The organism is Methanofervidicoccus sp. A16 (assembly GCF_003351865.1).
Taxonomy (GTDB): Archaea; AGJL01; Methanococci; order Methanococcales; family Methanococcaceae; genus Methanofervidicoccus.
Window position 1 is genome coordinate 648,776 of record NZ_CP022242.1, and the last position, 20,426, is coordinate 669,201.

22 protein-coding genes are annotated in these 20,426 nt (G+C 36.9%); 19 read left to right on the forward strand and 3 right to left on the reverse strand.

Annotated elements, in window-relative coordinates; all coding sequences use genetic code 11:
• Nucleotides 1-229 precede the first annotated feature (229 nt).
• From CFE53_RS03020 to CFE53_RS03030, 3 genes are read left to right on the forward strand one after another with little or no spacing between them, the layout of a single operon-like run.
• On the forward strand, nt 230-1,378 hold the full coding sequence (locus tag CFE53_RS03020) for an amidohydrolase family protein (RefSeq protein WP_148120419.1): 1,149 nt from the start codon (nt 230-232) through the stop codon (nt 1,376-1,378).
• Entirely contained in the window at nt 1,359-2,630 is a 1,272-nt protein-coding gene (locus tag CFE53_RS03025) for a UbiD family decarboxylase (protein WP_148120420.1), read from the forward strand. Before CFE53_RS03020 ends, CFE53_RS03025 begins: the two co-directional genes overlap by 20 nt.
• Nucleotides 2,630-2,839 carry a hypothetical protein gene (locus CFE53_RS03030; RefSeq protein ID WP_150131693.1) on the forward strand — a complete coding sequence of 70 codons (210 nt, stop codon included), beginning with the start codon at nt 2,630-2,632 and terminating at the stop codon, nt 2,837-2,839. The genes CFE53_RS03025 and CFE53_RS03030 overlap by 1 nt, the downstream gene beginning before the upstream one ends.
• Nucleotides 2,840-3,581: 742 nt before the next feature.
• Here the strand turns inward: CFE53_RS03030 and rplJ are convergent.
• The 3 genes from rplJ to hycI form a co-directional block, all read right to left on the reverse strand.
• A complete protein-coding gene (gene rplJ, locus CFE53_RS03035; protein WP_148120422.1) occupies nt 3,582-4,112 on the reverse strand; it encodes a 50S ribosomal protein L16 in 531 nt (176 codons plus the stop codon).
• A gap of 73 nt (nt 4,113-4,185) precedes the next feature.
• Nucleotides 4,186-6,225, reverse strand: coding sequence for an ATP-dependent protease LonB (gene lonB, locus CFE53_RS03040; protein WP_148120423.1), 2,040 nt, complete (start codon nt 6,223-6,225; stop codon nt 4,186-4,188).
• 45 nt (nt 6,226-6,270) lie between these two features.
• A complete protein-coding gene (hycI, locus tag CFE53_RS03045) occupies nt 6,271-6,822 on the reverse strand; it encodes a hydrogenase maturation peptidase HycI (protein WP_148120424.1) in 552 nt (183 codons plus the stop codon).
• Between the two features lie 355 nt (nt 6,823-7,177).
• Here hycI and CFE53_RS03050 point away from each other — a divergent pair, with 355 nt between their 5' ends.
• The 16 genes from CFE53_RS03050 (at nt 7,178) to CFE53_RS03125 (ending at nt 20,387) form a co-directional block, all read left to right on the forward strand.
• Nucleotides 7,178-7,537: a cation:proton antiporter subunit C gene (locus CFE53_RS03050; protein ID WP_148120425.1), complete on the forward strand. Its 360-nt coding sequence runs from the start codon at nt 7,178-7,180 to the stop codon at nt 7,535-7,537.
• Nucleotides 7,538-7,548: 11 nt separating this feature from the next.
• A complete protein-coding gene (ehbF, locus tag CFE53_RS03055; RefSeq protein WP_148120426.1) occupies nt 7,549-9,009 on the forward strand; it encodes an energy conserving hydrogenase EhbF in 1,461 nt (486 codons plus the stop codon).
• A gap of 49 nt (nt 9,010-9,058) precedes the next feature.
• Nucleotides 9,059-9,373 (forward strand): hypothetical protein, encoded by a 315-nt coding sequence (locus tag CFE53_RS03060; RefSeq protein ID WP_148120427.1) that lies wholly within the window; start codon nt 9,059-9,061, stop codon nt 9,371-9,373.
• 4 nt (nt 9,374-9,377) lie between these two features.
• Nucleotides 9,378-10,145 carry an MnhB domain-containing protein gene (locus CFE53_RS03065; protein WP_371678229.1) on the forward strand — a complete coding sequence of 256 codons (768 nt, stop codon included), beginning with the start codon at nt 9,378-9,380 and terminating at the stop codon, nt 10,143-10,145.
• Nucleotides 10,146-10,149: 4 nt separating this feature from the next.
• The gene (locus CFE53_RS03070; protein ID WP_148121141.1) at nt 10,150-10,368 is read left to right on the forward strand and encodes a hypothetical protein; all 219 of its coding nucleotides are present in this window, start codon (nt 10,150-10,152) and stop codon (nt 10,366-10,368) included.
• A 5-nt stretch (nt 10,369-10,373) separates the two neighbouring features.
• On the forward strand, nt 10,374-11,840 hold the full coding sequence (locus CFE53_RS03075) for a 4Fe-4S binding protein (protein ID WP_148120428.1): 1,467 nt from the start codon (nt 10,374-10,376) through the stop codon (nt 11,838-11,840).
• Nucleotides 11,841-12,081: 241 nt separating this feature from the next.
• The gene (locus CFE53_RS03080) at nt 12,082-12,585 is read left to right on the forward strand and encodes a 4Fe-4S binding protein (RefSeq protein ID WP_148120429.1); all 504 of its coding nucleotides are present in this window, start codon (nt 12,082-12,084) and stop codon (nt 12,583-12,585) included.
• Nucleotide 12,586: 1 nt separating this feature from the next.
• Complete coding sequence (locus CFE53_RS03085) at nt 12,587-13,030, forward strand: NADH-quinone oxidoreductase subunit B family protein (RefSeq protein WP_148120430.1); 444 nt, start codon at nt 12,587-12,589, stop codon at nt 13,028-13,030.
• 285 nt (nt 13,031-13,315) lie between these two features.
• Nucleotides 13,316-14,302, forward strand: coding sequence for a respiratory chain complex I subunit 1 family protein (locus tag CFE53_RS03090; protein WP_148120431.1), 987 nt, complete (start codon nt 13,316-13,318; stop codon nt 14,300-14,302).
• 425 nt (nt 14,303-14,727) lie between these two features.
• On the forward strand, nt 14,728-15,456 hold the full coding sequence (locus CFE53_RS03095; RefSeq protein WP_148120432.1) for a helix-turn-helix domain-containing protein: 729 nt from the start codon (nt 14,728-14,730) through the stop codon (nt 15,454-15,456).
• A gap of 8 nt (nt 15,457-15,464) precedes the next feature.
• Entirely contained in the window at nt 15,465-16,511 is a 1,047-nt protein-coding gene (locus tag CFE53_RS03100; protein WP_148120433.1) for a hydroxymethylglutaryl-CoA synthase, read from the forward strand.
• 9 nt (nt 16,512-16,520) lie between these two features.
• Nucleotides 16,521-17,702, forward strand: coding sequence for a thiolase domain-containing protein (locus tag CFE53_RS03105; RefSeq protein ID WP_148120434.1), 1,182 nt, complete (start codon nt 16,521-16,523; stop codon nt 17,700-17,702).
• 8 nt (nt 17,703-17,710) lie between these two features.
• On the forward strand, nt 17,711-17,884 hold the full coding sequence (locus CFE53_RS03110; protein WP_148120435.1) for a CooT family nickel-binding protein: 174 nt from the start codon (nt 17,711-17,713) through the stop codon (nt 17,882-17,884).
• Between the two features lie 12 nt (nt 17,885-17,896).
• Nucleotides 17,897-18,289, forward strand: coding sequence for a Zn-ribbon domain-containing OB-fold protein (locus CFE53_RS03115; protein ID WP_148120436.1), 393 nt, complete (start codon nt 17,897-17,899; stop codon nt 18,287-18,289).
• 382 nt (nt 18,290-18,671) lie between these two features.
• Complete coding sequence (locus CFE53_RS03120) at nt 18,672-19,604, forward strand: YkgJ family cysteine cluster protein (protein WP_148120437.1); 933 nt, start codon at nt 18,672-18,674, stop codon at nt 19,602-19,604.
• A gap of 312 nt (nt 19,605-19,916) precedes the next feature.
• The gene (locus CFE53_RS03125; protein ID WP_148120438.1) at nt 19,917-20,387 is read left to right on the forward strand and encodes a hypothetical protein; all 471 of its coding nucleotides are present in this window, start codon (nt 19,917-19,919) and stop codon (nt 20,385-20,387) included.
• Nucleotides 20,388-20,426 lie beyond the last annotated feature (39 nt).

The following is a 20,426-nucleotide window of genomic DNA, read 5'->3' on the forward strand; positions in this document are numbered from 1 at the left end:
ACAGGATAATAAAGTTTCACTATTTTTAATATTTATAAGTTGATATAAATTTATTAACAACACCATACACGACCATCTTAATTCTTATTTTCTTATTTAAATATTAATTTAAAAAATTATAATAAAAATTTTTAATTAAATTAATCAATAAAAATAATATGAAGTTGTTAAAAGTTTTTTATATTTTAAAACTTCCTTATTTTTATAAATAAAAGTTTAATGGTGAACTATGTATCCCAGAGATACTACCTATCTAAAATCCCACTTCCTATACGGTGAGGACTTCCAATACAGAAAAGGTATTCTTGTAATAGAGGATGGTATAATAAAGGGATTTACAGGGGAACATATAAGGGAGCCTGTATTTCATAAAGGTGTTGTAATACCTCCTCTTATAAACGCCCACACCCATATCGGAGACAATATTATAAAGGATATAGGGATAAATAAAACCTTAGATGAACTTGTAAAACCTCCTCATGGACTGAAACATAGGTTTCTAAACGCCTGTAGTGATGAAGAATTAATAAACGGGATGGTAGATGGATTGGAGGAACTTAGAAACAACGGTATAACTCACTTCTGTGATTTTAGAGAGGGAGGATTAAAGGGGGTGAATCTTTTAAGAGAGGCATACAGTAGATACAACAGGGAATTTCCCCATCCTATAATATTGGGAAGACCTACAACTAACAATAGAGAAGATCTGAAAAATGAGATAAGGGAGATCCTGAAGGTTGCAGATGGGATAGGGCTAAGTGGATGCAACGAGTACTCAGATGAGGAGTTGAAGACTATCAGAAAGTTAGATTACAAGATATTCTCCATCCATGCCAATGAACATAGAGGTTCTATAGAGTACTCCAAAAGTACCTACGGGATGAGTGAGATAGAGAGGATAGTAGATCTAAAACTCCATCCCACATTTATTATACATGCCACCTATACAACACCTTACGAGGCACAACTTCTAAGGGAGTACAATATACCAGTTGTTGTATGTCCAAGGGCAAATGCCTCCTTCAACGTAGGACTACCTGATATTAAGAACCTACTGGATAATAATGTACTTGTTGGATTGGGAACTGACAACTTTATGGCCAACTCTCCATCTATATTTAAGGAGATGGATTTTATATACAAAATATACCATATAGATCCAAAGGAGATACTTAAATTCTCTACGATAAACAACTGTAGAATACTGGGACTTGAAGGAGTTGGACTAATTGAAGAGGGCTATAAGGGAATATTCACCTTCATAAGGGACTGTCCCTCTATAAGGTACTCCAAGAATATAACCGCCTCTGTAATAACGAGATGTGAAAAGGGAGATATTGTAATTTACGGGGGAAATGATGATAAGGGATCTTATTAACTCCATTGAAAAGATAGAAGTACCCTCTGCAGATAGGAGATTCGGTATAACTAGGATACTGAAAAAATACGATGGAACCCCTGTATATATAAAGGATGTAAATGGCTACGAGGTTATAGGGAACCTCTGTAATAGGGAGACGATATCTAAAAGTTTGGGAGTTCCTGTAAAGGATCTTATGAGATATATGTTAAGTTGTATGGAGAGGGAGAAGGAGGGAGAGTTAGTTATAAACAATAAGTTAAAGAAAGAGTACATAGAGGACGATCCCAGTGAGATAAACAACTATCCAATACCAATATACTACCCCAAGGATGGGGGACCCTACATTACCTCAGGTGTTGTAATTGTAAAAGATAAAGATTACGGAGTTAATGCCTCTATACATAGGATACTTGTAAGGGAGGATCATCTAGTAATTAGAATGGTAGAACAGAGACATCTCCACTGTATATATACCAAGAATATCAAAGAGGGGGAGGTGGATGTCGCCATAGTAATAGGTGTCCATCCTGCCATACTCCTAGCAGCCTCCACCTCTGGAGATATCACATTTAACGAGTTGAAGTACGCCTCTGTCCTGATGGGGAGACCCTTAGAACTTATAGAGTGCGATACTGTAGATCTAGAGGTGCCTCCTGGGGAATTTATCATAGAAGGTAAGATCACTGAGGAGATGGAGGATGAGGGGCCCTTTGTAGATATCACTGGCACCTACGACAAGGTTAGAAAACAGCCAGTTATAAGGATAACATCCCTGAAGAGGAAGGAAAATCCTATATTCCACGCCCTACTACCTGGAGGAATAGAGCATAAGGTACTTATGGGACTACCTCAGGAACCTAGGATATTCAAAGGCGTAAGGAATGCAGTACCCACTGTAAAGGACGTCGTATTAACAGAGGGGGGATGTTGCTGGCTACATGCTGTAATTTCCATTGAAAAGAGAACTGAAGGGGATGGAAAGAACGCAATACTCGCAGCCTTAGCCTCCCATCCAAGTTTAAAGCATGTGGTGGTTGTAGATGAGGATATAAATATATATGATCCCAAGGATGTGGAGTACGCCATAGCAACGAGGGTACAGGCAGATAGGGACGTGATTATAATAAAAGGAGCTAAAGGATCTTCTTTAGATCCTTCCATAGATGAGGATAAAACAACTGCAAAGATGGGAATAGATGCCACTATAAGTTTAAGAAAAAATAGGGAGGATTTCATTAGGGCAGAGGTGCCTGAAGGTGATAAATGATGTTAAAAATTAACGAAAAACAGGCTATGTTAGTAGTGTATGCGTTATCAACAGTTGTAGCTATGATACTTATGCTCTATCTTCCAAGGTTAGGATACGATATAAGAAAAGATTTTATTTTTATAGCATTAGTTTTATTTTCAGCAGCCTTCGGAGTTTATTTAATAGGGATGGCCATCCTTGTTAAATTTAGAATATTGAAATTATAAATTAAAATATTATAATAATTATAGATAAGAATAAAACAACCTTATTGTAATAATGAAAAACCCTAATTCCCATCAAAGTAGCTGTTAAAAATATTAAAAATGATAATAGAAAATAATTACAATAAAAAAATCTAATCTAAAAAATAATAACAAAAACACTTTGAAATAAGATGGAAAGTTCTGCTATAGTATAAATTCTGTTAGGAAGGATCGCCCTCTTTTCAATATTTCGGAAATAGAGAAAAATCCTCTTGTTTGCACTTCCAAAAATTTGTATCCAAGATAAACATAGAGTTTTTTATTTTTATAATCAACCTCTCTATTGTTTTTTATTTTATTTTTTATAATAATCATTTTTTTATAGAATTTTTGTAATGAGAACTAATGTAATAAAAAATTAAAAATTGCCGATATAAGAAAATATTAAGTAAAATTCCACCATTATCTTTTCTAGTTTACATAAAACTGTAAAGAAACATGATAAAGGATTTATTAACTCTTTTATAGTTTTTATTTATTGTTAATTTTTAAATTTAGTAATTAAATAAAAAAGTGGGAAAATATCAACAACAAAAATATATTAACAATAAGAATTTATAATCCCCTTGTTAAGAAGGATTCTCTTCACCCTTTTAGTATTGAGAAAATAAAGGAAAATATTCCTATATGAATCTCCAACTGTGTCTTTAAAATTTATTTTAAATTTTTGATAATAATTTTTATTATTTATTTTAAAAAGTTATTATTTTTTAGAGGATGTCTTATCCTTATCCTTTATCTCCACAACTATTCTACACTTAGCAGGTATCTTCATGGCACATCTTCTTAGAGCCTCTTTGGCGTCCTCTATCTTGTCTGGATTGGTATATATAGTAATAATTTTCTGTCCCTTTCTTACCCTTGCTGCAGTACCGATAGGTTTTCCAAATGCAAGTCTCATCCCATCGGAGATTCTATCTGCCCCAGCACCAGAGGCCATCTTATTTTCCCTAAGTATCTGATGCGGGTACACCCTAATCAACATCCTGTACCCCATCCTACCACATTTACTCTGGATATACTTGTTTCCTATAACTCTCGCCGCCTCTAATGCATTATGTCTTATCTGTACATCGTTCTTAGATACTAGATGAACCTCTACTGGGAACTCTCCACTTAGGTTACCCATTACGAAATGGACTATCTTAGGCTGTGGAACTCCTCTAACATACTCCTTTCTTGTATATGGAGGCTTATCTACATCTCTATAACACTTACCTGGTCTCAGTCCCATGCTATCACTCCATTTATTTTTATTGTTCTTAACCTTTTAAGGGATTTTATTATATAAAGTTTTTGAGAACATATTATTTTTTACTACTATCGTATTCAAATACTAAAGGTATTATCTCATCTAACCTCTTGGCAGGAATGATCTCGATACCTCTATCGTCTATCACATCTACTAGGTTGGACTCTGGAATGATAACCCTCTTAAATCCATACTCCCTTGCAGCGTTTATCTTTTCGTTTATACCTCCAACAGCGAGAATATTGCCATTTAAGTCTAAACTTCCAGTTATTGCAAAGTCCTGTTTTAAAGGTATCTCAAGGAGGGCAGATATAATACTGAGACATACTGCAGCAGTTGCACTGTCTCCATCTATCTTTGAGTAGGACTGACTGAATTGGATGTATATCTCCTTTCTATTTAGATCTATATCCTTCTCTGGTTTCAGTGGCAACTTACCTTCAGATATGTACTTCTTAGAGAGGGCAGATGCCAAGGTAATACTGTGTTTTGCAATATCTCCACTTATATTTAAGAGATGGGTACCAGGATTCTTGGAGTCTACTATCTGGGTGATGATCTTCGTTACATCTCCCATACCATCTGAACCTATTACTGCCAACCCATATATAACTCCTATCTTTGGTGTGTCATTTGGGACTATGTGTTTATACCTCTTAAACTCCCTAAGATAGTCTATAGCAACCTGTTTTGACATACTATATATACCACTTTCCATAACTTTACGGATGTGTTCCACGTCTATATATACCTTCTTCTCTATTTTCTCTATTATTGTATTTTTATCCTTAGGTTTCTCCTTCTTTTTATCCTTTTCACCAATCTTTAACGCCTCTATAATGCTCTTTAACTTATCCTCTTTTTCCTCCTTTTTAATCGTATCTTCGTCCCCAGAGAGTTCCTCCACTATCTCCTGAATACTCTTACCCATCGCAATATCGTTTGCCATCTTTATTATGTTAGAGAGTTTCCTAAGTCTCAAGGTTAATTTATCCTTGGAACCTGCAAACAACTGGGCTATTCTAACTATCTCACAACATGCCTCGTAAGTCATGTGATTTAAGTTGTTGTTTCTTATCTCCTGTACTATGAACTGTAGAAGTTTATCCCTGTTCTCCTGAGTGTTATCCATTTTGTTTCTCAGTACAATCTTGTAGTCTATTCTATCTAAAAGTGGTGCCCTTAAGTTGTTGATGTCGTCCATGTTTCCAGACATGATGAGGATAAAATCACATGGTATTGGATTTGTCTCTACTGTTGCACCACTGGAGTTCGGATTTCTACCACTTATAGAGAGACATTTGTCCTGAAGTGCAGTTAGGATATAGTCCTGCACCTCTGGAGGCATGGTTTTTATCTCGTCTACGTAGAGGATACCTTTATGGGCTTCATGGATAGCACCTAGGATTATCCTCTTATGTGGTGGTGTTCCAAGAGGAGGTTTGCCCCCTAGTGGACAGTGTCTAACATCTCCAAGTAACTTCGTTACGTTATAGGCACTGGCCTTGACTACAGGCCTCTTCTTACATTCATAGAGTACTACAGGTTTTAAATCCAATGGACTAACAGTGTTTGACATGGCTCCCCTTGTAGCCCCGAACATGGCCAAAAATACCACTACAAATGCCAGAGCGAAGGATACAATGGCAGTAGTAGTTATTACAGCGAGAAGATGCGTCTGGGAGATACCTCTTACCAAGTATGACATGATCAGCGTGAAGAATATCATAATCAACATTAGTGTTAGCAAACCTGGAGGTTGTTTAATTACCTTTGGTTTAATATCCTCTACATCCTCCTTATAAGTACCCTCTATCAACTCTACTATAGGTTTCTCAGGATTTTTTAGATTAGGTTTTGATATTATCGTATAAGGTTTGAAATCACTAGAGGGTGATTTTTCAATAAGTTCTCCTACAGCCTTCACTATCATAGATTTACCTACTCCAGGATCTCCCAGGAGAATAACGTGCCTTTTGTTCTTAACTGCACTTAACACGATACTAAGAGCCTCATCCTGTCCAATTATCTGGTCTATTAACCTTGGAGAAGGTTCAGGCAATTCCTCGGTAGTTTTAAATTTAACGGAGAACATGAGATCACCTTTAAAAAATTAAAATTAATAAAAATAATAATATTATTATTGTTTTTCTAAAATAGAATCTATTATATCTATTAAAATTCTTGTAAATTCTAAACTTATCCTGTAAATTTCCCCTGACAACTCCTCTACTCCAAAATCCAAATTTTTAGGTTCCATGCCTACTATAAATATTTCACTGTCTATATACCTCATTAAGTATTTAACCATTACGTTAAGTGGTAAGGAGTGTGTTGAAAATCCTACACTATGTATATTCTCCACATCTATCAACTTTATAGTTCCAGGTTTCTCCCCCATTACTGCAGCATCTATAATAACTATTTTATCAGGTTTTTCCTCCTTTAAAATATCTGTAAAGTTTTCAGGAACAGTTCCACAGTTTATCAGTATTACCTTATCGAAAATCTTATTTACTTCCCTGTTTATATTTAAATTTTGCTGGGGATATTTATTTGTATAATGTTTTACTATACTCTTTATGATAAATACACCTAAACCGTCGTCCCCTCTTATGGTGTTTCCTATACCTAAAATTGCTAACTTTCTACAGTTTTTCAGTTGCTTTTCTAGAATATTTAAATTGTCCAAGGTTTCACCAGATATTATAAATTATAGTAATAATAAAATAAAAAAGAGAATACTAAAGGGAGAAATAATATGCACACCTGTTAAGAAAAACTATCTATAACCCTTAAGAGTAGGATCAAATATATAAAATTAAAGATACTGTCTTTAGTATTGTATGTTTATGTTTATATTGTATGTTTGTTATTTTATCATATTTTTTAATATGCTAGTAATTATTTAGTTTTTGATTGTCATTGATTGATCGATTTGAACAGAGTCTATTCTCCTTTATATAATTTATCATTATAATTAATGACAAATTATATATATTAGTGATAATAACATTTTCATTAACCTCAACCCTTTAGGTGGAAATATGGATCTACAACTTGCATCCTTTATAACTGCGGGGGCTTTGGTTGTCTTGGGATTGTACGGTTTTTTCTTCGTAGATAATGTGATCAAAAAGATCATTGCCTTATCAATTATAAGTAACAGTGTTAACCTTACATTGGTGGCAATGGGGTATAAGGAAGGGGGATACGTCCCTATATATATCCCTACTGTTGAGTTTCAGATATTCTCTAAGGAGATGGCCTATCCCCTTCCCCAGGCACTTGTTCTAACTAACATAGTTATTGGAGCCTCAATGTTGGCGGTGATGTTGGCCCTATCTATAGTCTTTTATAAGAAGTATAAAACACTGAAAACCTCTGTTATCCTAAAGGAGGACTAAACGGTGGAAAGATGAACCTTCTCCCCTTGATAGTAGTTGTCCCTCTCATTATGGCGATAATTTTTAGTTATATCTACAGGAGTAAATATGTCAGATCTCTTACACTTTTAATGGCATTGGTTCTCCTTATTCTCCCCTTCCTTGGAACCTACGGTCCCTACTTCTTCGGAGGACATGGTATAACATTCATAGAGGGCATTCCCCTTGTATCTGGGATCCTCTATACATTAAATCCTCTAAAGGAGATCCTGCTATTTACACTGATGTTGATAGGTTCCTTAGTACTTATACTATCCACCAAGGAGAAGAATCTAAGTGGAGTTTTCACATCCTTGGTGTTGATGGGACTTGCAAGTGTCTCTGCAGTGATACTAACTGAGGATCTCTTCAACCTATATGTATTCTACGAGATTGCGGCAATTGCACAGGCAGGTTTGGTTATTTTAGCAGGTACAGAGAATGCCTACAGATCTGCCTTTAAATATCTCCTAGTTGGAACTATGGCAGGATCTATACTACTTCTGGGAGTAGGACTCCTACTATCTGCAACTGGTACCTTGAATATAGGGGATATGGGGAGGTATCTTGCCCTTAATCCATTAACTCCTACTGTATATGGAGGTTTATTGATGTTAATAGTTGGTTTAGCCTATGGAGGAGGACTTCCTCCCTTTCATACCTTAAAGGTGGATCTGTACGCCAGGGCTAAGCCTTTTGTATCTGCTATACTTCAAACCTACTCAAAGTTTGTACTTATTGCACTAATGTTAGTTATATTGAAGTTGTTTGGAAACCTCCCTATCTTCAACACTATCCGAGGGGTGTTGATAGCGCTCTCTGTAATTGCCATGGTATTTGGGACAGTTATGGCACTACTTCAGGAGGACTATAGAAAACTTCTGGCCTACCATACTATAAGCCAGGGAGGTTATGTTGCATTAGGATTGGCCCTTGGAACTCCTTTAGGTATTGTAGCAGGGATATTCCACGGGATAAACCATGCCCTCTACAAGAGTGCCCTCTTTATCGGCGCCCATATTGTGGATAAGGTAAGATCCTCAGACATGAGAAAGGTTGGGGGACTACTATTAACCATACCCATCGTAGCATTTCTAATGTTATTTGCCAAGTTTGCAAGTATTGGAATTCCGCCCTTTAACGGCTTTCAGAGTAAGTTACTACTTGCAGAGGCTGTAATGGGTGCAAATATACCAGAACTTGTAGTTCTAATGTTGATCGTCAGTATAGGTACATTCCTCTATATGATGAAGGCATTCTATCTCATATTCTTGAAGCCCTGTGGTGAGGAGCAACTTAAGGAGTACAGGGATGTTAAAATTTCGAAATATCATATATTTTCCTTGGGGTTGTTGGTTGTACTCTGTTTAATACTTGGTGTCTATCCTGACATAGTATTGGATAGGTTGTATCCTATAGGTGAGGAGATCGGTATTAGTTGGGTTTTAAGATAAAAATAATTAAAATAATAATTATTAAAATAACAATAATTATGGGATATTTATGGATTATGACAGATTTAAAAAGGAAATGGAAAAAGAGGTCTGTGGGGACAATATATTTACAGGTGCAGGCTTAACTGGGGAGTTTATACTCTACGGGTTCTTAGTTGTAGGTCTCTTTCTTCTTTCCAGGGTGTTTGGAAAGGTACTTCTTGCCATAGTGGGATTACTTGCAATAGGTATTGGGCTACAGGTTATGCCTATGGTATTTAAATTTAAGAGGGAGAATTCAAACAATATAGTCCTCCAACTCTTCTGGATCTCCATGTTCTTAGGTGCCATATCTATGATAATATTTATTACAGGTTCTTGGTGATGTTATGAGGATCTCTGTAAGTAGGGAGGTTGCAGTTTCCCTATCCTTTCTCCTCTTTGGTGCAGGTGTATTTTACTCCATCTACAGTATTGATGTAGTTGAAGGTGTGAATGCAGTATATACTAATACCTTGATAATTCCCAACTTTGTAAGTGCTGTACTCTTCGATTGGAGGGGATTCGATACCCTTGGGGAGTGTCTAATACTGATAACTTCAGTGTTAGTTACTGGGGTGGTATTTGGAAAGGGACTCTTTAACAGGGATTTCCTTAAAGAGATATATAGTAATGAGGATTGTAAAGATGTTGATCTGGGATTTACTCCTATAATAAAGGTCTTGGCAGTACCTATGGGAGTTTTACTTATGGCCTTAGGGATCGTTGTAATACTTGGGGGACATATTACACCTGGAGGAGGATTTCAGGGGGGTGCCTTGATATCTGCAGGGTATATTTTAACTATGGTGGCATTTGGTAGGAAGGATTGTCCAGTGAGATTCTCCCATAAGTTCTTGGAATCCCTAGAGAGTTTTGGAGCCCTCCTGTTCCTTATACTGGGATTGATAGGCATTATAATTTCAGGGTACTATCTGTTTAACATCACTGATATCTATGGGATAAATCCCTTTCCCTCTCCTTCAGGGATAGGAGATGTAGGTATTATTCCCTACTTAAATATAGGAGTAGGTTTGAAGGTACTTGCAGGGTTATCCACAATAACAACCCTCCTTATCTCCCAGAGGATTATTTTAAAAAACATAGGGAAGGGATAACGTGATGAATTATTTCTTTCTACCATTTACAGGGATGGTATTAGGGTTTATCTTAGGTAGGAGGATAACTGCTAAGTTAAATATATGGTTCTATTTAGTGATAGGGCTAGTTGTTGGATACCTCTTAGGATCACTGCCCTACTACAACTTTCCAATATCCTATTCATTTCTCTTCTCCCTAGTAGGACTCCTAATTGGAAACCTCACTGTTAGGAAGAAGTGATACCTATGATAATAACAGATGTATTCAAGTGTCTGAAGGATGAGAGATGTACAGAGGGATCTAAGGATAAAAATACGCCTATCTGTGTTGAGGTATGTCCTACCGGTGCTGTTGTTATAATAGATGATAAATCTTACTCCTGTATAACTTGTGGTACCTGTGCAAGGGAGTGTCCAAATAAGGCTATTAAAAAAAACAAATTTGGAGGTTATTACGTAGATAGGAGAAGGTGCAACGGATGTAGAACCTGTGAGATTCTCTGTCCCATTGGTATAATAAAGATGGAGAAGGAGGAGAAGGTAATTAATAATAGGAGGAAGGAAGTAGTCTATCCTAAGGGTATCTGTGTAATGTGTGGTTTATGTGTAGAGGTGTGTCCCCATAGTGCCAGGAGATTCTTCTACAGTGGAGATCTGAAGGATAGAAAGAACAGGGCACTTCTAGATAAATATATACAGATACTGGCTAGGATTGGAAAAAAGGAGAAACTGCCTATTGAAGAGAAGGGAGAATTAAAACCTAAGAGGGTTTCCAACCTTAGAACATCTATATACATAGATAGGGATCTCTGTAAAAACTGTGGTAGATGTATCTATCTATGTCCAAGAGAGACAATATTAGAGAAGGATACTGTAGATGGCTGTACAAGATGCAATATATGTGGTGATGTATGCCCAAAGGGTGCTATAGTTGAAGGAGTGGTAGATGAGGAGAAGTGTGTCCTATGTTGGAACTGTATAAGGAAATGTCCCAAGGATGCTCTAAGGATAGAGAACTTCAAGGTAGTTAAAGTTAAAGATGATAAAAAAACCATACCATCGAGGTACTGTATAAACTGTGGGTTATGTGCAGATAACTGTCCAAGGGGAGCCTTAAGGGTTAAGGACGGTAGGATCCTCTACGACGAGAGTATATGTGATCTATGTGAAACCTGTGTAAAGGTATGTCCTCAGGAGGTTAGGATAAAGAGAGATAAAAAAATCACTGGAGCCTGTACCCTCTGTGGTATATGTATAGAGGAGTGTCCAGAGAAAGCAATATCCTTTAAAAAGGTTGAGAAGTTCCAGGTTATCAGAGATGAGAGATGTATATATTGTGGCACCTGTGGAGATGTATGTCCAGTGGACGCCATAACTGTAAAGATAAAACTTAGAAAGGGAGATAAGGATACAGGAGAGGTAATTTTTAACGAGAACTGTGTAATGTGTGAGAAGTGTGCAATTCACTGTCCAAGGGATGTTATACCAAATACTACAGGTTATAAAAAAGTTGTAGATAGGGAGAATTCCTACATCTGGACAGACTTTGATCTCTGTATTAGATGTGGGTTGTGCAACAGGATATGTCCAGTGGATGCTGTAGATATGGGAGACATAGATGAGGAGAGATGTGAATACTGCTCCGCCTGTGCAAATATATGTCCTACCAATGCTATCAACATCTACAGAACCTGGGTGGAGAAGAAGATGTGAGGTTTAAAAATACTTTTACTTCCCAATTAAAATAGTAATTAAAATAATAATAATTATAATAAAAATCCTAATGAAAAGGACGTTTTCGAATACTGAAAAATGGGGAGAATCTTACGGTATCAACACCTGTCTAAGATATTTAGGGGACCATCCCTTCAATCTCCTTATAATAAGATTTTACTATCTCTGTACTAACTCTTTATTAACTATTTCTTGAGGAGAGAGTAACTAAGGTGTAATTATGGATCAATCCCTTAAAAACCTCGCCAAACTGGTGATCCTAGGTGCCTATAAAAACATAGAGAGGATACTCTTAGGTACAGATACCTACACCTCAAGGGAGATGAGGAAGGAGATACTCTCAGGGGTGAAACTACCAAGGTATATTTTAGAGGATCTCTGTATCGGATGTGCAGGGTGTGCCAATGCCTGCCCGACAGGATGTATCCAGATGAAAAAGATCGAACCTGTTAAGTTATCTGACAACTATGTGAAAAAGAGTATTCCTGTAATGGACCCTACAAAGTGTATATACTGTCTATACTGCCATGACTTCTGTCCCGTGTTCTCCATATTCAACGAGATATCCCCTATACATCCAAGGGATGTAGGAGAGGAGTACGTAGAGGTGGATCTCTCCAAGATCTTTGAGAAGCCTGTAGATATTCCTGAAAGTCAGTTGAAAAAGATCGCCAGTATCCTCTCTATAAATCTTAGAAAGTTGATGAAAGATAGGGGGAAGTGATATGATAAAGGAATATGCTAGAAAAAAGTGTATCCATGTTATGCTGGCATATACAGGGGGATGTAACGGTTGCGATATCGAGACAGTTAACTGTTTCCTCTCCCCCTACTATGACGCAGAACAGTACAACGTCTTTTTAACCTGGAATCCAAGGGAGGCAGATATACTAATTGTAAGTGGCTGTGTTACTAAGGTTATGAAGGAACCATTAAGAAAGATATACGAGAGTATCCCAGAACCAAAGGCTGTAGTTTCTATAGGTTGCTGTGCTCTGATGGGAGGGGTTTATGGAAACATAGGGGGCTACTTAGGTACCTCGGATTTTATAGAGGGTCCTGTAGATAGAATAATTCCAGTGGATGTTAAGGTACCTGGATGCCCACCGAGGCCAGAGGATATTATAGACGGTATAATAAAGGCTATTCCGAAGATAGTTAAGGGATAATTGATTTTTAAAATAAAATAATGATTATAAAAAGAATAATTAAAATAAAAATATTAAAAACTTATAAATAAAGAATAAATTCGGCGAATAAAGTAAAATATAGGTCCTATCTCCTGGACTACACTATATACTGGAGAAGCAGGGGGGATTTATTCCTTAGCATCTGGAAAAGTATAGGGTTTTCTGTCATAATTAAAAATTAAAAACCTCAAAGGAGGCGAGTTCATTTTGATAAGATATTAATGTGTAGTAATATTTTAAAGTACAATAGTAAAAGGTGTGCCTATGGTTATCGATCTATCACTTATAGAATTCATACTCTCAATAGTAGGTATTCCCCTTATAGCCTTTGCAGTCTCTACACTGATCCCAGGGATACAGAGGAAGATCCAGGCGAGGATTCAGAGGAGAATAGGTCCCTCTATCTTAACACCTGGGTTGTGGGCACTCTTTAAATTTCTGGCTAAGGAGGTAAAGAGGCCCTTCAGTGAGATGCCTAGATTGTATAACTTATTAACAGTCCTTGGTTTCCTTGTAGTTTGGGTTATTTTAGCCGCTACTACAGTACCTCATATACATGTTGTTTCTAATATTGTATTTATCACAGGTCTCCTGAAGGTTAAAGAGATGCTATATATTATCATGGGGTCCCTAAGTAGTTCCATCATGGGAGTTAGGATGCCTATCTCTGATATCTGTAAAGGTAGTAATTTTACAGATATATTGAGAATGTCTCTTGAACAACTTGGGGCACTTAGGGCATACAAGTTAATTACAGTGGGGTCCTTTCCCCTCTATATAGGAATAGTACTTCCCTTCATCTCCAAGAAGAGTATATTCTTAGATAGTATAGTTGGGAGTAATTTTCTATTCACCCTTCCAGGTATCTTTGGAGCGATAGCATACTTTATAGGCTATGTTGTACTAATTGGAGAGTATCCATTTTCCATAATGCACACAAAGGCTGACGTTATCGAAGGTCCTACCTTGGAGTACTCTGGTAGATACAGGGCGATATACCTATCATTTAAGGAGTTACTTATGATAACCTTAGGAAGTTTATTTGCAACACTCTATTTAGGAATATATCCCGATGTAAACAGCCCAATAACCATTGTTATAAACTTTGGAGTGGCATTTTTAATATCTATCTTAAGTAGTATCTTAGGGGCATACTCTCCAGTGCTAACCTTCAGGCAGATATATCCTATATCTCTATATACTTCTGCAGTGGGATTTGTTGGGGTTCTACTTGCACTGTTAAGGATTTAAAATATTTAAAATAAGAAATTTAATATTAAGCCTCGAAAGAAACAAGTTCATATATTTGTTTTAAGTGATGTATAAAATAAAAAATCCCTATCTATCTAAAATATAAGTTTTTTAAAAGTCCATCCTCTAGACATTAGAGAAGAGAAAGAAATGGTCCTCTTTTATAGAATTTCATATTATAACAAATTTCTCACTTTATTTTCTAGTTTTCTGTATTTTTAATTAGATTTTTATAATTTTAATAATTATTTTTTTAATTTTTTTAACTACGTTGACAAAAAACTATGACTCTCTATTATAACCATTACCAAGTCATTTTAATAGATATTGCTAATTTTTACGAGAGTTTCTTAAATCGACAAATGTCTAAATAAACTTTATTCTAAATCGAAACTTTTATATAACTATAATGAAAACCATAAACCATGGATAAAATAAAAAAACATATCATTGGAGACATCGCTCTATCTGAGGATATTGGAAAGGGTCTAAAAAAATGGAGGGAGATATTCAACATCCCCCAAATAGAGGTGGCTAAGTACCTTATGGTCTCTCCTTCTGTGGTAAGTGACTATGAGACAGGTAGGAGGAAAAATCCAGGTGTAAACATTATAAAGAGGTACGTAGATGCCCTGGTGGATATAGATAGGAGGAGGGGAGGGGGCACCATAAGGGCTCTCCAGAGGATACTAAACCCATTTTCCATGGATCCCATCCTTCAGATAAAGGAGTACAACAGCCCAGTTAGGATTTTAGAATTCCTGGAAATAATAGAGGGAGAACTTCCAGAGAGCCCTAATAACGAAGAGGTTCAAAATTATCGTAAAGAGATGGAGGAGAAGTTAAATAACCACATATTTGGCCATACAGTTGTAGATAGCGTAAAGGCCATATTGGAGATGAGTGGACAGGATTTTTTGAACCTCTACGGTTGGACAACTGAGAGGGCTCTGATATTTACAAATGTATCCACAGGTAGGAGTCCTATGGTTGCCATAAGGGTAAGTTCTATAAAACCTAGGTTGGTGGTCTTTCAGGGAGTATCTTACTTAGATAAACTGGCATTGAAGTTGGCTGAGATAGAGAGTATCCCACTTATCCTTACGAAACTTTCAGTGGATGAGTTGTTGGAGAGGTTAAGTAAGATAAATTAGGTGATCCGATGAAGGTTGGTATTGTAGGTTATGGGAGTTATATTCCCAAGTACAGGATAAAGGTAGAGGAGATTGCTAGAGTTTGGGGAAAGGATCCAGAACCTATAAAGAAGGGTCTTGTAGTGTATGAGAAGAGTGTCCCAGGTCCAGATGAGGATACTGCCACTATAAGTGTTGAGGCTGGTAAAAATGCTCTGAAAAGGGCTGATATAGATCCTAAGGATATTGGCGCCCTCTATATAGGTAGTGAGAGTCATCCCTACGCAGTAAAACCTACCTCCACCATAGTTGCAGAGGCTTTAGGAATTACACCAGATCTAACCTGTGCAGATTTAGAGTTTGCATGTAAGGCTGGGACTGCAGGTATTCAGATGTGTATGGGACTTGTTGGAAGTGGGATGATAAAGTACGGAATGGCAATTGGGGCAGATACTGCCCAGGGAGCACCTGGCGATGCCCTTGAATACACCGCTGCGGCAGGGGGAGCCTGTTATATAATAGGGAGCAAGAGGAAGGAGATAATAGGAGAGATCAACGGCACTTACTCCTTTACAACAGATACTCCAGATTTTTGGAGGAGGGAGGGGAAACCCTATCCAAAACATGGTGGTAGATTTACAGGGGAGCCTGCCTACTTCAGACATGTGATAAGTGCTGCAAAGGGTTTAATGGAGAAGATGGGTACAACTCCAAGGGATTACGATTACTGTGTATTCCATCAACCTAACGGTAAGTTCTACATAAGGGTTGCCAAGTACTTAGGGTTTAAGGAGGAGCAGTATAAAGATGGATTACTTACTCCCTATCTGGGAAATACCTACTCCGGCGCTGTGCCCTTGGGACTATCTAATATTCTAGATAAGGGTAAAGAAGGGGATAGGATACTTGCAGTATCCTATGGAAGTGGAGCAGGAAGTGATGCCTTCGACATTACTCTTACCGAGAGAATAGAGGAGGTAAAGGATAGGGCACCTAAAACCATGGATCTACTTAACAGGAAGGAGTACATAGATTACTCCATATATCTCAAGTACAGGAGAGGTATAAAGGTATAAAGGGATAGTATGAGGGATGTAGTAATAATAGGATACGGACAGACGAAATTTGGAGAACTCTGGGAGTACTCCTTCAGAGATATAATAGTTGAGGCAGGAGTTAAGGCTATTGAAGATGCCAACATAGACGGTAAGGATCTCGATGCCATCTACGTTGGAAACATGAGTGGGGGGCTCTTCGTAGGACAGGAACATATATCCTCCCTTATAGCAGACTACGCAGGTTTAACACCTATTCCCTGTACAAGGGTTGAGGCTGCCTGTGCCTCTGGAAGTTTAGCCCTTAGAAGTGCCTACCTCTCTGTGGCAAGTGGGCATCATGATGTTGTATTTGTGGGAGGGGTTGAGAAGATGACAGACGTTGTAGATGCCACCTCTGCAATAGCAACTGCTGCAGATCAGGAGTGGGAGGCATTCTTTGGTGCAACCTTTCCCTCCCTCTACGCCATGATGGCAAGGAGGTATATGTACGAGTACGGTCTCACCATAGAGGAGTTATCCATGTGGAGTGTTATAGCCCACGATCATGGATCTAGAAATCCCTATGCCCAATTTAGGTTTAAAACCACACTGGAACAGGTTATAAATGCACCTCCAGTTGCAGAACCTTTAACACTTATGCACTGCTCCCCAGTATCAGACGGTGCTGCGGCTCTTATAGTATGTGATGCAGAGAGGGCTAAGGATTTCGTCTCCAAGGACGATATGATATATATAAGGGCATCTACTCAGGCTTCAGATACCATCTCCCTTCACAGTAGGGAGAGTATAACAACCCTTAAATCTGCAAAGGTGGCGTCGGAGAGGGCATATAAGATGGCGGGGATCACTCCAGAGGTGGTAGATGTTGCAGAGGTCCATGACTGTTTTGCCATAAATGGATTAATACTACTGGAGGATCTAGGTTTCTGTAAGAAGGGGGAAACTGGGAAGATCGTTGCCGAGGAGAGGATAAGGGTAGATTGTGAGGATTTCATTACAGTTAATCCCAGTGGAGGTTTAAAGGCGGCGGGACATGCCCTTGGGGCGACAGGTATAAGACAGGTTGGAGAGATATACTGGCAGTTGAAGGGGGATAAGAACTGTAAGGATAGACAGGCGGTTATAAAACATGGTTATGGAATAACTGCAAATGTTGGGGGAACTGGGGGAACTGTATGTATCCATATACTCTCTAATAATAAGAGATAGGTGAAAGGATGTGCAACCTCAACCTCTATTTAAATGATGAATTGGTTATGGAGGATGTTATGCTTGTAGAAAAAAGAGGGGATAAGATCGTTGCCACAGATCTCTTCGGTGAGAGTAAGGAGTTTCAGGGGGAGATCGTTAAGGTGGATCTAAATAACAACAGGATACTGATAAGAGGTTAATTTGGTGATACCTTGGTAGTGAGAAGTTGGAGACATATAAAGGAGAGGTACTGTCTCATTGGGACTAGGTGTAAAACCTGTGGTAGGATATTCTTCCCATCTAGGAATATATGTCCCTACTGTAGAAGGAAGGGAGAGTTGGAGGAGTATAAACTCAGTGGAAGGGGGAAGGTATATTCTTACTCTGTAGTGCATACACCACCTAAGGAGTTTGAAAGGATAGCACCTTATGTAATTGCAATTGTAGAGTTGGAGGAGGGCCCAAGGATAACAGCCCAGATAGACTGTAAACCAGATGAGGTATATATTGACATGCCTGTAGAGGTTGTATTTAGGAGGATAAAGGAGGATGGAGAGGACGGAATAATCCATTATGGGTATAAGTTTAAACCTGTGGAGGGTTAATTTTTATTAAAAAAATAATAATTATAAAAAAGATTATAATAAATAAAATAAAAAAATAAAAAGAATAAGAAGTCCTAAAAAATAGAGTTAGCAAAATCCAATCCCTTCTTAATGTCCAGTGTAAGTTAAGAGAACAACAGCAAGATTTACTCTTTCGCCTAATTTTAATTATAATCATTATTATTTCTATTAATCTAGGTTCTACTTCATAGTTTGTAGTTTATTATAATTATCTTTGTTCCTGTCCTATATTTTTAACTATAATCATAAATAAATTTATTATAATAATTATAAAAATCAGGTGAAAAAAAGATCAGGACATATAAAAACCTCTTAGATTATCTTATGACAAAAACATCACTAATCATAAAAACTCTAAAAGGTGAGCCCTACGAGATGGGAGATCACCTTTGAGGGGATCACTTACCAATGTATTAGATGTGGATACTGCTGTAGTTGTAGAAATTGGAGGATATACCTTCCATACTTTGACTATATAAAATTGAGGGAGAACTACTCTGAATATATCGAAGATAGTGAAGGGTCTCACTTCCATAAGAGGCTAAAGATCGATAAAAGAGGGTGTGCCCTATTGACAGATAACAACCTCTGTAAAATCCAGATAGAAAGAGGGTACACCTATAAACCTACAATGTGCAAACTCTTTCCCTTCAGTTTCAGGGTAAAGTGGAATGGGGATCTTCTACTTACCATTAAACATTACTGTAGGGGTATCAGAATAGGAGAGTGTAATAGGGAGATAATCAAACATGCTATAGAGTGTTGCGAGGAGTTGTATCTCGATCAACTGGAGAGGATAAGAATTATGGGGATGGAAACCTCTACAAGGTGTAGGTTGGATGAGAAGGAGTACATTACATGGGAGGAGAGGGAAAAGTTCGGAAGATACATATTCAGTAGTTCTAACTTAGAAGAACTCTGTAGAAAGTACATGGAGATAGTAAATCTTAACGTGTCTAAGGATATTGCCTATATTAAGAGAAATATAGAGGGAAGTATTGTTAAGGGTTATAATAGTTATAACTACAACTATTTTATCAACAGTGGTATAAAATACGCTTCCAAAAAGAGAAAGTATAAAGAGACCAGTAGAATTAGATTTGTAGAAAGGGAGATTATAAGATACTTAGGAGAGTTGAATAAGAGGGAGATTTTTAGAAAGTTATCCTTTAAAGAGGAATTATACAGGTTGATTATAATTGGTAAGAAACTTAGTAGATACAAAAATATCTTAGAGGGAGAAGGAATAATTGATCTTGAACTTACTATAAACGAATCTTCACTAATTAAGTAAAAAATTTTCAATGTTCAGTTATATTTCGTATCTATACGGATTTATGAGATCTATCTCCTATTTTATTTCTTGTTAAATTACTGTATTCTCTTATTCTTCCCTTTTCAGAAGGTGGAATTTCACTGTAGAATTCTTTTCTATGGAGAGATTCTAATAAACTCTCTAATTTAAATATTTAATTTTTTCAAATATTCAAGATAAGGATTTCTTAAAATAATACTCAATAAAAATAAAATAAAAAATATATAATGTATTTTATATAGAATTAGATATTATAAAGGGTATAGGAGGTATAACGTCAATTGGGAAACTATGGAAAAAGAATCAATAATACTTACTATAACAATAATCCTAGTGGCTATACCTATAACTTGGCTTATTCAGTACTATCTTTCAAGTTCTGAAGATGTTTTAGCGAAGTACGATGTTCATCATGTGGAGTTTACTACTATCAACGGTAGAAATGTCTCGATAGTGTATCAGATTAAAAATTTAGAGGATCCAAGTAGTGTTAAAGGCAAGTTAGATGTACAGACTAAAACTGAAATTTGTTATATTGTATGGTATATATTCAATAAGTATCCTAACGTTGACGAAGTTCAGATAATATCTTACTATAGTCATGAAGGAAGATTTATCGAATACTACAAATTTAAAATAGATAGAAGAAATGCTGAATTAGCAGGTCTATTGAACATTTCCAAGGAAGATTTGGCAAACAACATATACCACTATTACAACAAATTAATTAAACTGGGTAAATTAAAAGTGCATAGTGAATAAGGTTTTTATCTCTTTATTGAAAAGAAAATAATAAATATA